The organism is Ehrlichia minasensis (genome assembly GCF_004181775.1).
Lineage (GTDB): Bacteria > Pseudomonadota > Alphaproteobacteria > Rickettsiales > Anaplasmataceae > Ehrlichia > Ehrlichia minasensis.
Genome location: NZ_QOHL01000016.1, coordinates 14,581 through 29,260 on the forward strand (window position 1 = coordinate 14,581; position 14,680 = coordinate 29,260).

General features: G+C 29.1%; 10 protein-coding genes. 2 read left to right on the forward strand and 8 right to left on the reverse strand.

Translation table 11 applies throughout. The features are described from left to right. Window positions 1–548: 548 nt before the first annotated feature. From DRF75_RS03545 to DRF75_RS03560, 4 genes are read right to left on the reverse strand one after another with little or no spacing between them, the layout of a single operon-like run. Window positions 549–803, reverse strand: coding sequence for a DUF1467 family protein (locus tag DRF75_RS03545; protein ID WP_045171094.1), 255 nt, complete (start codon window positions 801–803; stop codon window positions 549–551). Between the two features lie 5 nt (window positions 804–808). Then, complete coding sequence (locus DRF75_RS03550) at window positions 809–2,050, reverse strand: heme biosynthesis HemY N-terminal domain-containing protein (RefSeq protein WP_045171093.1); 1,242 nt, start codon at window positions 2,048–2,050, stop codon at window positions 809–811. Then, window positions 2,047–2,835 (reverse strand): hypothetical protein, encoded by a 789-nt coding sequence (locus DRF75_RS03555; protein WP_045171092.1) that lies wholly within the window; start codon window positions 2,833–2,835, stop codon window positions 2,047–2,049. Before DRF75_RS03555 ends, DRF75_RS03550 begins: the two co-directional genes overlap by 4 nt. A gap of 12 nt (window positions 2,836–2,847) precedes the next feature. Continuing rightward, the gene (locus DRF75_RS03560; RefSeq protein ID WP_045171090.1) at window positions 2,848–4,080 is read right to left on the reverse strand and encodes a lipoprotein-releasing ABC transporter permease subunit; all 1,233 of its coding nucleotides are present in this window, start codon (window positions 4,078–4,080) and stop codon (window positions 2,848–2,850) included. Window positions 4,081–4,375: 295 nt separating this feature from the next. Between DRF75_RS03560 and holA the strand changes: the two genes are divergently transcribed. Then, on the forward strand, window positions 4,376–5,380 hold the full coding sequence (holA, locus tag DRF75_RS03565) for a DNA polymerase III subunit delta (RefSeq protein WP_045171089.1): 1,005 nt from the start codon (window positions 4,376–4,378) through the stop codon (window positions 5,378–5,380). Between the two features lie 1,490 nt (window positions 5,381–6,870). On the opposite strand, the gene gshA is transcribed toward holA, so the two are convergent. From gshA to guaA, 3 genes are all read right to left on the reverse strand, one after another. Beyond that, window positions 6,871–8,094, reverse strand: coding sequence for a glutamate--cysteine ligase (gshA, locus tag DRF75_RS03570; RefSeq protein WP_045171088.1), 1,224 nt, complete (start codon window positions 8,092–8,094; stop codon window positions 6,871–6,873). A 305-nt stretch (window positions 8,095–8,399) separates the two neighbouring features. After that, window positions 8,400–9,650, reverse strand: coding sequence for a citrate synthase (locus DRF75_RS03575; RefSeq protein WP_045171087.1), 1,251 nt, complete (start codon window positions 9,648–9,650; stop codon window positions 8,400–8,402). Window positions 9,651–10,585: 935 nt separating this feature from the next. Further along, window positions 10,586–12,166, reverse strand: a complete 1,581-nt coding sequence (guaA, locus tag DRF75_RS03580) for a glutamine-hydrolyzing GMP synthase (protein WP_129992662.1) — start codon at window positions 12,164–12,166, stop codon at window positions 10,586–10,588. Window positions 12,167–12,555: 389 nt separating this feature from the next. Here guaA and DRF75_RS03585 point away from each other — a divergent pair, with 389 nt between their 5' ends. Continuing rightward, window positions 12,556–12,834, forward strand: coding sequence for a hypothetical protein (locus DRF75_RS03585; protein ID WP_045171114.1), 279 nt, complete (start codon window positions 12,556–12,558; stop codon window positions 12,832–12,834). 155 nt (window positions 12,835–12,989) lie between these two features. Here DRF75_RS03585 and DRF75_RS03590 read toward each other — a convergent pair. Then, on the reverse strand, window positions 12,990–14,680 hold a 1,691-nt coding region (locus DRF75_RS03590), incomplete at its 5' end, for a DUF3514 domain-containing protein (protein ID WP_205745109.1).

Genomic DNA, 14,680 nt, shown 5'->3' on the forward strand with positions numbered 1-14,680 from the left:
AAATAACACAATATCCTCCTATTAAAGTTTGCATGGACACCGTAAATAATGGTCACATTACCATCATTATCACAAGTAATACATCAATACTCTAATATCTAAAAAAACTAGTAATTTACTGAATTTAACAAAGTCAACATATATTACAACAAATTGTAGCTTTCAATTACCTTCACTACATTTCTAATCTATTAGCTTGAATAGGTTTCACTATATTATTAACTTTAATAATAAAATCTAGCAAACTTTACAACATAATGCATTCCTGAGATTGTACCCATTGTAACTTATATACTGCAGTTACTTGATCCAATACTAGATTAGCTGTTTTCCCAAACTTTCACACCTCTTTTAACAACAATGGGGAAAAATATGCCCTGGTGTTATAGCATCATACTTCATAACATTCTTATCAACAACATTTTAAGAATAGTATTGCCATATTATGAGCAAAAACACCGATAGCAACACATATTTATAGCGTTAAAAAAACCACTATTATCTACTTATATGCCTTTCCAGTATAAACTCTAATAATACAATTCCTTTCAGACAAAAGTAATGAGATCATATATATACTCAAAATCTATGTATCCTTTCATCTTTAAATAAACATATAAACCAGTTAGTAAAACTGAAGCAACAGTTGCAATTACTGACTTAATAAGTAAATAAGATTTAACTGGAGCACTACTTGCAGTACCAATTACTGGATCATCAGGCACTTCAACTTTTATGGGTAATATTAAAAATAAAATAATCCACCAAGATATTATAAAAAATACAATATCTCCAACACCCATATAACTCAACCCCAAACTATAGTATCAAATCCTTTACAATTATCACATTCATAATGCCAACGTGTAGAAACACACTGACACTTTGTACAGTTCCAATGCTGTTCTGATATAGCATCCTTTTCAATTTTATCTGTCCAATATAAGAGTTCATTATAATCTTGTAATAACACTTTCAGTTTTAACATTAAAAAACACAATGAAATACATGTTTGAGTTCTTAATCCATTATTTAAATATTTCACTGCTGCATCATATTCACCTAGGTTTATAGCATCTCGTACTATAAGGTATATACTAAAATAATATTCACTATTAAAACTGTATAACTTATGTATAGCATGACTATTATGCTGCATGATATCTAAATATAAGTTAGCAACATCAGGATGTGGATTAGTACGATATTCATATTCAAGAATATTAACTGCTTTACGTTTTTTATCAGTGCTTAAATAGAACTGAGCTTTAAGTAATACAATAGGAGTACTATATTTTCGACAATTTTTAATGTTATCAAGTACTTTTAGCCCATCATCATACCTTTGAACATCGTAACACTGTTTTGCCAAGGCATAATAAAATACGTTAAGCATATCTTGAACATTATAAGGTAAATTCACCTTCAATTTTATTATTTTCTTTATTTCCTCAATTGCATTATTCCAATCCCTAGAAAGACGATATATTTCCAATTTGAAAATAGCTGACCAAGATTGTTTATAAAAAATTTCTAGCATTTTTCTTAACAAACTCAACCGCTGAATCTGATCTTCTTCCTGACTAATAACATTCAATAAATGTATACCTAACGATACATCTATCATTGAAACAGCTTTTGCAAACCGTCCAAAATATTCCTCAGCTAATGCATATTTCCTATTATCAAAATAAACTCTTCCTTTCAACAAGTAAAAAGATGGATGATCAAAACTTCCTAATTTTGTTATAATTTTTTCTACTCTTTCAACATCTCCACAATTTAAATACATATAACCTTGTTCTAACAAGGTCATCTTTTTGTCTTGCGAATCCCTTCTATATCTATATAAAGACTGAATCAAACAAAAAATTAACCTGAGTAATAAAATTAAAACAAGTAAGAAAATAGCAATAACAAACAATGCAAATAAGATGTTCACCTCAATATCATAGCCTAACCAATCTATTGTGATAATACCATCGCAATCTATTACCCATAATCCTATAGTTAGTGCAACAATAACAAATATTAAAAGACTTGTAATCATGAAACACCAGGTAATTTAATTATATATTGTGACAACTGCTCATATATTATAGATATACTCTTTTCCATAGATACTATATCTTCTAACTGTTGTATCCATAGTTCAAGCTCTACAACAGATGACAGTTCTTTTTGAGCAAAAGTTAATGCATCACTCCAAAGATTATCATCTAGGTAGTTTTCTACTTCTCTTAAATTATGAAGTAGTACATCATTCTGATTCTTTACTACAATCCATTTAAAAAAAACTTTTTGCACCATATTAGAACGTGAATAATGTAATTCACGAGCAATCCTTTTAAATGAAAATTTCAATCTATTAAATGTAGTTAATTTCTTACTATCTAATCTTTCAATCTCAGCAATAGCATCATCAATCAAACTATCATCAAGTCTAAGCAACAGGGGCTTTATTGAGTAGATTATACTTTTTACTGATATATCACCCAAAAATGCTTCTCTCAAATTAATGACAGACAACAAAAGCTTTGCAAGCCATTCCTCACTAGAACAGCTTATAACATCATTATTTTCTGATGTCACTATACGTTGCACAGGACAATTTTCTTTCTGTTTACTTAAATATGAATTAAGTAAGCTCTGATTAACTTGTACTAAAATAGAACGTACATCATCTTCCATGACTCTTTTATACTGCTGATTAAATTGCTGATTAAATTCAACTAAATCCTTCTTTATGTCTAAGTAAGACAAAACAGCACACACAGAACAAGAGGTGGTTATTAAAACCATAAAAAACCATCCCCATATTTCTCTTGCTACCATATTAACACCTTACTATTCATGCCGCAAAATATCTGCTGGATCTTGACAAGCAGCTTTCCTAGCAGGAAGAATAGCTGCAATTAACGATAAAAATAATGATAATAAAGATATCTTTACCACATCCTCCACCAACAAAACAGAAGGTAAAGTATCAAAAAAGTAAATTATAGGATCAAAAATATTACTATTACTAATCTTTTCTAAAATATTTTTAATAGCATTAATATTTAAAGACAATATTATCCCTATGATGCACCCCAATACTGTGCCTATCAACCCTATAAAAAATCCACACATACAAAATATTCTAAGTATCCCACAACGTGTCACACCTAATGTACGCATTACAGCAATTGCTCCTTTTTTATCTTGTACCAATATAGACAAGCTTGAAATAATATTAAATGTTGCAACTATTATAATTAAAGTCAATATAAAAAACATTACATTACGTTCAATTTTCAACGCATGAAAATAACTGCCCTGCTGCATTTTCCAGTCTTCACCTTTCATATTTACTTTACCTTCTATCAGCTTTAGTATTTCAGATGATTTATCAACATCAAAAACTGATACTTCTATACTTTTAACTCTATTATCATAATGGAAAAACAACTGTGAAGCATGCAAAGGCATATACACTAAACTACTATCAAATTCATACATTCCAACATCAAATATCGCAACAACTTTATATGTTTTCATTCTTGGTATATTACCTATAACAGTAGATAAACTTTCTGAAGATATAATAGTAAGTTTATCTCCATAATCTACGCGTAAAACTTCAGCTAATTTTATACCTATAGCAATACCATCATCAAATTCAGCAATGTTACCTCTCACTATATTATTCACTATGATATTATTGCGTTCCATATCCTGTTTTTCGATACCTCTCACTATCACTCCAGATACACTGCTATTAGATTTAATCATAGCTTGATTTTCAGTAATAGGAACAGCATCTTTCACTCCAGGAATTTCCCTAATAGATTTCGTAATTCCATGGTAATCATAATCAAAACCACTATCACAATAGATAGCTATATGGCCATTTAAACCTACCACACAATCTAATAGTTTTTCTCCAAACCCATTCATTACAGACATCACTATAATCAAAGTAGCCACTCCTAAAGTAATACCTACCAAAGACAGTATAGTAATCATAGAACATAAAAACTGACTACTGTTAGATTGCAAATAACGTAGTGCTAACATCAACTCAAATTTAAGCAACATCGCAATCACACCACATATAATAAAACAATATCACCAATATACTATTACCTAGATAATATTACAAAATCACACGATTGGTAAATTAATAATCTATTAACCTACAAACATTCTCATGATATAACAACACTATATCTTTAACTGATTTACCTTAGAGAGTACAATGAAATTTGAAATCAATATAAACTTACATTTCAATTCACAACAATAAGCTATTTTTATCTGTAAAATAGATTGCCAAGATATATACTACTAAGATATTTTTAAAATTAATATTTTCCCTATTAAAATAAAAACAGTGAAAATTACATCATCAAAACTACATTCTTTTTTTAACAATCCGCAATCTGTCAATAACATACTCATTTATGGAAATGATTACGGAAAGATTAATATGTATAAAGAAAAAATTATTAAACACATCAAGACAAATACTGAATTTTCTACAAGTAATATAGATTTCCCAATAATAAATAAAAATCCAAGCATATTATTTATAGAATTGACCACTATACCAATGTTCTGTAAAAATAAGTTGATTATAATAGCCAATGGTGAAAAGTCCATATCTCAGGAACTCAAGAACATTTTAAATAACAACATAGGCAGAAACTATGTTATTATAACATCTGGAGAGTTATCTATCGACTCCAGTTTAAGGCAATACTATGATAATGCACTAAATGCTGCATCTATAGGGTGCTACAAAGATGATAATGACAACCTTGCATTTATAATATCAGACTTCCTTACACAAAACAAAGTACAATACAATAGTGCAACATTGCAGTACTTATGCGCTGTCTTATCACAAAACTGTAATGCATTAGAACCAGAACTTCAAAAACTCATGTTATATATAGGAAATAACAAAAACTTAACAACACAAGATATTCAAGAAAGCTTACTGACAGAAATGGATCCAATATCAGAAGATTTATGCATATCCATTGCAGAAAAAAACTTAGAGAATTTTATAAAATTTTATAATATATTAATAAAAAATAAGTTCACTCCAATCGCTCTAATAAGAATTCTAATAAAATATTTTCTAAGACTAGAATACTTAATAAGAATTGTAAAAGATGGTGAACCAATAAACCAAGCACTAAAATCCATTCATCCACCTATATTCTTTAAATCAATCCCTATAATAAAAAAACATGTATGTACAATTTCACATTTTGAAGTTAATAACATCATAAAAAGACTAGTAGAAATAGAAATACAGTGTAAAAAATCAGATCTAAACCAAGAAGTAATATTCAAATACTACATTACAGCAATGATTACTAGCAAATAATCATACTACCAAATTTACACTAATACTTAATATTGCAATATTCATATTAAGTTAAATCAATTCTCAGAACAAACTATATTATTAAGTAATACAGCACACATCATCAATAAACACTGACTAAGTGACAAAAGAATGTAGCAAACATCTAACACTAATCAAATATAGTGTTTGCATTAGTAAACGTTGCATAAATTAATATTCAAAACAAAACTATTCAATGACTAACTAACACAGTATATTTCACTATTAATAAGATTAAATCTGTAATGAGAACAATGCACTAAATATTTATATCACATTAATCATCATTAAATATAGTGTTGTTATCAACAAACACTATATTAAATCCACATTACAATAAAACTAATGGTTAATACAACAATTACGTTATTAATTCATCACAGCACTCATTGCCAATAAATCGTGAAACTAAGTGCTTATTAAAATTACTCTATTGATTAAATCAACAACTAAAAATGCACTAAACTCTCAATTTAACATAAAACACTATACTAAACATAAAGCTTATTATCAGTAATCATCAACCAAATTCATAAGCCATCTAACACTAACTAGCAATATAACTATATTTTCAACATATATTGACTAAACCCAGTAAGCAGAACAATGCATTTAACATTAAACATAGTAGCTTGTTATTAGTAAACTTGAAAAATTGATATTAAAAAATAAAATTATTCAATATCAATTACATCATTAGGATAAAATAAGATTATTCGATAAGAAGAATAATGTATTAAACATTCAATGCTACATTTGTTCTATCCTATTCACATGATCTCCTTCATATGATCTTCCTATTACACAACCCATTTTTTTTTGCAGACTCATTTAAATTAACACAATAGCTCCACAAAATCTCATTATCTATTTAATATATCTTTATTATTTACAGACTTGCTTACCATACTACATATCTCTTGCAAATTCTTACCTATATTAAACACCACAACAATTAGAGATTACCTTTAACAAACATTTACTTTCTTGCAATAAATACAGAATTAAGCTAACATTTAAAAATAACATGCTCTCACATAACATTATTGTTATACATTAACACAGCTTTATGTATTAATTAAATAAGACAACAATTTATTATTGCAACATAACTATAACATTCTCCAAAATTTCTCACCTTAAATAATACTACACTGTTTCACCAAGTTTTGTATGAAATTGTAATAATGGTTACATCGCTACTACAAACGTATACCAGACTTTATAACTAAAAATTAGTACATATTACAATCCAACAAGCTTCAATTATACTTACTATATTTCAAATTTATCAATTTGAATAAATCTTTCTATCTTAATGACTTTAACACTATAAAATTGAGAAAATACTGTAATATCATACATTCTTGATATTGAACTATCAGGATTAACCATCTACAAACTAATAAAATATTTTATTATGTAAGTTTTACTATAAATTTACATGCTCTACTAACATTACCACAATCCTAATAAATACTTTGCTCCATATTAATATTTGCTACGCTATGCATTTCAATTGCTGCAGCTAATGCAGCTATTCTCGCAATTATAGACCAACACAACATATTTTTCTTCTGATAGCTCACATCTATAAAATTACAGCCTACAGAATTTAAATTAGAAAATCTATCTTTCATATTATGATATCTATATAAGTAACATGAAGGCGTACTTCCTATAAAATAGATTAATGGCTCTGCAACACAGTTATTGAACACTTCTCTAGTAGTAACACCTTCTTGTATTATTACTTTACTGACAACTTTGCTATCCTTAATTCTTTTCATTTTATTACGTTTTTTCTTATTAAGCGTCAATACATCATCTCTACAATAAGCTATTACAATTCCCATACCATAAGTACCGTTATCAGCTTTTATAAATACATATGGCCGTTCCTTAATACCATATAGCTGGAATTTATTATGTATCTTATCAATAATCACTTCAACTTCATCAGCAATATTATGCACACCTTGCCCATCTATAAAACAAATATTACTACAACTAGAAAATAAAGTTGAAATTAGCCAAGAATCAATTTTAAATCTCTTACAAAACTCTTCACACAATTTCTGATAAATAGAAAAATGATTAGATTTGCTCCTATTAAACCAACCTAAAAACAAAGATGGAACAATATTTTGATATTTTAAACCTCGCAGAACTTCTGGCATACCACTAGTCATATCATTATTAAGTAAAATAAGATCAGGAATAAACTTACATCCAGCTTGAAGTACTCCATTATCATTAGCAAGACACAGACAGTTTATTAAACTCCCATCTGAAGAAACAAGTTCTATATTCTGACTTATACCACATATCCCAACTTCAGTAATAAAACCTGCACTATTAACTATATTTTTTAAAGCAATTAAACTATCTATATACTTTAGATTTTTAGTATGGTTCTCCCCTATAATTAAAACTTTATTACAGTCCATATAATCAACTATATACTCTTTCAATAATCTAGAAGTATAAACTTGAGATTGTTGAGTAAAATTATTATAACCTGCAGGAAAAATGTTAGTATCTACAGGAGCAACTTTATAATCAGATATTCTTAAATCAACTGAAACATTTATTACTGGGTGGTATTTAGCAAATCTATCAGAAAACCAATTTTCTATATCTAATTCACGTGTTTTTAATATGTCATTTAATGTATCAATAATTATCGTCATTATTACCAACAAAATATCTAAGTAAGAATATTAATAGAAGAACTATTCATAGGATAAAATATTCTGTTTAACACTATATCATAATTACATTCTATAATTTCATTTTTTAATATTATACTTACATTTTAAATATCAATATTACCGTTATATATAACATATATTTATATATTTCCAATCACCAATACTTTCTTACAAAACCACTCATGCATAAATAAGCCAATAGCACACAACATAGTACTTTACAGCACCTATAAATATCAATCCGATAACAGATATTGAACAATTTTAATATAATAAATATAAAACTAGATTTTTGCAATATGACCAGTATATAACTGACGTGGACGACATATTTTGTAACTCTTATCTGACACCATTTCATACCACTGAGCAGACCAACCAGATGTTCTAGCCAATGCAAACAATGTAGTAAACATTCTTATTGGTATACCAATAGCTTTTAAAATAATTCCAGAATAAAAATCTACATTAGGATACAAGCTACGTTCAATAAAATAACTATCTTGTAAAGCTATATTTTCCAATTCTAAAGCTATTTCTAATAATGGATCATTTACACTTAAATCATTTAAGACTTCTTTGCAAATTTTACAAATTATCTTAGCACGTGGATCATAATTTTTATACACCCTATGACCAAAACCCATCAGCCTTGTACTTCTATTACCATCTTTTACTTTTTGAATAAACTGCTTTACGTTACTTGGGTTTTCAATTGCCATTAACATATTAATCACAGCTTCATTAGCACCACCATGAGCTGGACCCCATAAAGTTGCTATTCCTGCAACTAAACAAGCAAACAAATCCGCACCAGAAGAACCAGCCAACCTAACAGTGGCAGTAGAAGCATTTTGCTCATGATCAGCATGTAATGTAAAAATAATATCCAAAGCTTTAGCAACAATTTGAGTAGATTTATAAGAAGAAATGTCAAACATCATATGTATGAAATTTTCACTATAAGACAGTTCATGATTAGGCTCGATAAAATCCTGTTTCGTAGTATATCTATAAATCATTGCTATTATGCTTGCAACCTTAGCGACTGCTAACTTAGCATGTTTTAATCCATCTTCATCAACCGCTTGGTCATGATAATAAGACGCCAATGCAGAAAAACATGCCATCAATATAGTCATAGGATGTGAATCTTGTGAAAATGACTTTATAACATCACAAATCATCTTAGGAGGCATATACTCCTGAGAAATCTGCAACATAAAATCTTTGAAATCATCAACACTAGGGAAAGACCCATAAAACAATAAATATACGATTTCTATAAAACTCTTATTGCTATTAACTAAATCAGCTATATTATACCCTCTATAGCACAATATACCTTTACTACCATCAATAAATGTAATCTTGGATTCACAAGCAGCAGTAGACATAAAGCCTGGATCATAAGTTAATATTCCTGTACTTTTATACAAAGAAGTAATATCTACAACCTTATTTCCATTAGTATCACACAAAACCGGTAATTTCACCTTTTGACCATCTAATTCCAATACTGCTTCTTCGACCATATTTTTACCTAAATTAATAACAATAAACGCATACTTTGCTTATATAACACAAACAGATAAAAATTAAAATTCAAACACTTCAAATCTTATCAGAAGTTATGTAAACTTTATGTATATTAACTGAAAATCTAATGCTTTTCTGATATTTACACACAAAATTTATACTGATAATATTATCAACACTGATTTTTAACTTTCCGTAAAAATAAATCATTTCTTAATACACTAGATATTTAATAAGATTTACAATACACAAAGTTTATACAATACTATCACCAACAATAAAAAATCAATACCATATTTATATACACTTACAAGTTATACTACATTTCAAAGTTTTTAGAAAAAACTTAACATTAATCTTAAACAAATATGATTATATTTGAGTTTTTTAGCATGCCAAACATTAAAATAAGGATTGAATTTCACTTTGATCTGAAAATCTACAACTGCTCATCTGGAAAATGATCAAGTCTTACTGATAAAATCTGTAAATAGAAAGAGTGAATAATATACACCAGATTACTATATATACATAAAACTATATAAAATAATTAAAGTATATCTTACATTTTACCAATATTCACAACACCACTACAAATTCAAACTTATAAAAAATCAGTAATAGTACCTTAATAATCAACAACCTAACTTTTATTTTCAATATTATAAATATCTAGCTCTATTCAATTGCAACTGAATGGTTAGCAGAGTCATACATATATAATACTATTAGTCTTCAACATTATTGATAACTGCATCACTAATTTCTTACACAATGTTTAATTGCAATTAAAGTGTTAGATAGACAGATTTACATGCTAATCAATTCCTTGAGTATCACTTTAATGATGTTCACAACTTACTATACTAATAAAAAAAACCCAAAATTAGCTTTTAATAATTTTATATTCTATTGCAAGATTTTACAAAATCTATTCCCATTCAATTGTAGCTGGAGGTTTAGATGTAGTGTCATATACTACCCTATTAATCCCTTCAACATTATTTACTATTGCATTACTTACTTCCTGCAAAAATTCATAAAAGATTAACTTAGTCTCTATATCTACACCAAATGGGAAACAGTCTGCAGTCATACCATCACTAGAAGTAACAGCTCTTAAAGCACAAGTATAACCATAAGTCCTACTATCACCCATAACACCTACTGTTTTCACAGGTAATATTACTGCAAATGCTTGCCATATAACATTATACAAGTTGTACTTCTTTATAAGATTGATATATATATCATCAGCAGCTTGTAACATTTTTATTTTTTCTTGAGTAATTTCACCTATTATCCTAATTGCTAGTCCAGGACCTGGAAATGGATGACGCATCAATATTTCATCTGATATCCCAAGCTCCTTCCCCAATAATCTAACTTCATCCTTAAACAGCAACCTTAGAGGCTCAACAAGGTTTAGTTTCATAACGTCAGGTAGTCCACCAACATTATGATGAGACTTGATAGTTGCGCTTTCTTTTCCTATAGTACCACCAGACTCTACAACATCAGGGTATATAGTTCCTTGCATTAGAAATTCTACTCCTCCTATTTTATTTGCCTCTTCTTCAAATACTGCAATAAATGTTTCTCCTATTATTTTTCTTTTTTTTTCCGGGTCAGTAATATGCCTAAGTTTATCCAAAAATAGTGATGACTTATCAACAATAGTGATAGGCATTTGAAACTGATTAACTAATAACTGACTTATTTTTTCTGCTTCATTATAACGTAACAGACCATTATCAATAAAGATACAGTGCAGCTGATCACCTATCGCTCGATAAGTTAAAGCAGCGGCAACACTAGAATCAACACCACCACTAATAGCTGCTATTACTTTTTTATCTCCTACTTGCTTTCTTATAATATGTTGTTGCTCATCTAAAAAGGAGGTCATCGTCCAGTTATTTTTACACCCTGCTATCCTTATAAAATTATTAAGCAATGCTATACCATCTGTGGTGTGATATACTTCAGGATGAAATTGCATTCCGTAAATTTTTCTTTCTTCATTGCATACCATTGCAATTACATTTTTTAACACACTATATGCTATAACCTCAAAACCATGAGGAACATTATACACACTATCTGCATGGCTCATCCATACATCAACCTTTCTACCTACTTCCCAAACATTTTTTGTGATTTCTGATGCTTTTATAATATTCAAAGTAGCTTTACCAAACTCTTTACTACAACCAGATACAATAGCTGAATTAAAATAATTACTCAAAAGCTGTAATCCATAGCATATACCTAACACTGGAACTGAAGATTTTTTATTTAGCTCAATAATATTATGAACAACTTTAGGTATTTCCTGTAAATCAGCAACTGATTTAGGACCTCCAGATAAAATAAACGCTTCACTATCTCTTATAAGATCAAATTCCACATCAGGTGTAAAAATTTCAGAATAGACATTTAGTTCTCTTATCCTCCTAGCAAGTAATTGCGTAAATTGTGATCCAAAATCAATAATTGCTACTTTTGACATTCATGCTACCTCATAATTCAGAAAACAAAACCAATAAGCACTACTACCTAATTAATTGCCACATACACAATGGTTCATCAATATAGACACATAAATTTAACAAGCTTATCTATCACAATAATTACCACACTTTTAGCGTTGATTTTATAAACCTTATAAACCAACATTATTTATCTACTTTATTAACTATAATAAATTTATAGTTCATTACATAACACAACATAAAAAGACAACTTATACAATAAGGTCTGAAAGAAAATAATGTAGAACTCTAGAACTCACTCAACGTCACAACTATATCAAAAAAGTCAATCCTCAACAAGAGTTATAATTTTATTAATAAATATACTATAATATTTAATTATCACGATAAATTTAGGTACAAGAACATGAAAGAAGAATTGTCACTAGACGAAAGTTTAGAGAGTGCTATGAGCTATGTTGAAAAAGGATACAACACAACAATAGACCAAAAAATGAAAGAATGCATCAAAAAGGAAGTCAAACAAGCAATTCCAGAATTAAATAAAATATTAACTCCATTAATAAATTCTGCAGTTAGTTCAGATCAATCTTCACTATCACAAAGTCAACAAGCAGATTTGGTTAAGAAACTAATAGAAATTATGATGCCACACATGCAAAAAATTATAACTGCATCTGAATAATAAAGAAATAATCCTTTGTTTTAAAACACCAAATGTATAAAGATACTTTTTGTCAACATTATTCTATTATTAAAACATCTTACTAATGCAACATTCTATAAGCATTGTAAATTCCTGATGTTTATAATGCTTATAGCACTAGGCTTATTACTCATTTACAGGCTACGAGAAGATTCAACAGCAGATCCCATAGTTAAGTATTGCTCTGCTACAACCCTTTCATAAGTTTTTATATCTTTTCGTATAAGAAGTTCTAGTTTCGGATTCAAGAACAAGCTCGTACTATAATTTGCTATGTTACTCATAAACACACCAAAGTGCATAGTACCATTTTTAACATTATAGTCAATATCACCAATAATTTCCTTACAGGCTCTAATAATATTGCGCGGGAATGTAAATCCAGATGTTGTACATACAGGATTTCTCTTTTCATCTGGACCATATAAATGACTAAACGCCATCCTTGCATTATCACATATCCTCTCAAACTTTACAGCATAAAACAGCATATGTTTTACACTTTTTTCTTGAGAAATAAGGGCTTGTATTGCTTTATCAGTACAGGATCCTGTAGTGATATTTTTTGACTGCACAATAATATGATACATATGCCCAAACTGTACAACACAAGATACTTTTATAAAATCAATTAACTCATTTAACTGAGTACCACGAGCTGATGTATTTACAATATCAAGGTACATATCTAACATGTCATAGTAAAAACGACTAGAGTGTACCTTAAAAACAGTCTTGTCTTTTAACACCTGACAATAACAATAAAGGAAATCACGCACTCGTACAGAAAGAGTCTTTAAGTCAGTAAACCCTAGATTTATTAGATTTATCAAGAATGCATCCATGTTGCTCTGATCATAATAATGACTGGCACAATACTTAAAATACTTAAGAATAACAGGATTACACAACCTAACGGCCACGTGCTCAATTATGCCAAGTTTAATAACAAAAGTACATAGATTTATATTATTAGTTATTTTTAATAAACTACTTTGAATTTCAGGTTTTAATACAAGTACATCACCTGCTGTACTAAATATATTAAACATCAAATTAGCAGAATATACTAAATGCATATCTGAAAACTGTTCTACAGTTTTCCTAAATTCTATCATTTGTTGAAAATATTGCTTTGAAGAAAGGTGACGGGTAGGTTTCCTAATAAAACTTCCAGTGACCATGTGTGTACTAACTTTAACCGAAGCAAGTACTTGAGCTCCATGTCTCTTACCTTCATTAACCTCATGTAATCTCTCACCACTTCCTATTTCTTCACACACACAAGATGGCATTGCATCAGTATCTTTCCTCTGCTTAATAGAGTAAGGCTGATAAACTTTTGGTTTTGCACCCTGTTGTAAATGTTTGCTATCTAACTCTGATTCTCTATCTTCTATACCAACGACACCATGATGTCTTTCTTTTCTGATACATTTAACAGCAGTAGTATCTTCCAAACTTTTTGACTCCCACTCTTTTTCAGTATCGGTCTTTAAATGTCTAACAAAAAATTCTGGCGTATCTTCCATTTGAGCTCTATGTTTTTCTTCTCTGTAAATATCCACAGCCTTTACAGCACTATCATCACAAAGCTCAGAACTCACACTGTGCAAACTCTGAGCTTTTTCCTTACTACTGGACTTTTTTAGCTCTGACCCCTTAACCCTTAGATCTGCTTCTACTAAAGCCTTAGTCACAAACTTTACTGCACCTGCTGATAAGACACCTTGCCTTTTTCTACTTTCAATACACTCCGACTTTACAGCACTATCACCACAAAGCTCAGAACTCACACTGTGCAAACTCTGGGCTTTTTCCTTAC

Excerpts from the sequence above, each read along its gene's own strand:
- DRF75_RS03545 (WP_045171094.1), bottom strand. The coding sequence starts at position 803 with ATGGGTGTTGGAGATATTGTATTTTTTATAATATCTTGGTGGATTATT.
- DRF75_RS03550 (WP_045171093.1), bottom strand. The coding sequence starts at position 2,050 with ATGATTACAAGTCTTTTAATATTTGTTATTGTTGCACTAACTATAGGA.
- DRF75_RS03555 (WP_045171092.1), bottom strand. The coding sequence starts at position 2,835 with ATGGTAGCAAGAGAAATATGGGGATGGTTTTTTATGGTTTTAATAACC.
- DRF75_RS03560 (WP_045171090.1), bottom strand. The coding sequence starts at position 4,080 with ATGTTGCTTAAATTTGAGTTGATGTTAGCACTACGTTATTTGCAATCT.
- gshA (WP_045171088.1), bottom strand. The coding sequence starts at position 8,094 with ATGACGATAATTATTGATACATTAAATGACATATTAAAAACACGTGAA.
- DRF75_RS03575 (WP_045171087.1), bottom strand. The coding sequence starts at position 9,650 with ATGGTCGAAGAAGCAGTATTGGAATTAGATGGTCAAAAGGTGAAATTA.
- guaA (WP_129992662.1), bottom strand. The coding sequence starts at position 12,166 with ATGTCAAAAGTAGCAATTATTGATTTTGGATCACAATTTACGCAATTA.
- DRF75_RS03585 (WP_045171114.1), top strand. The coding sequence starts at position 12,556 with ATGAAAGAAGAATTGTCACTAGACGAAAGTTTAGAGAGTGCTATGAGC.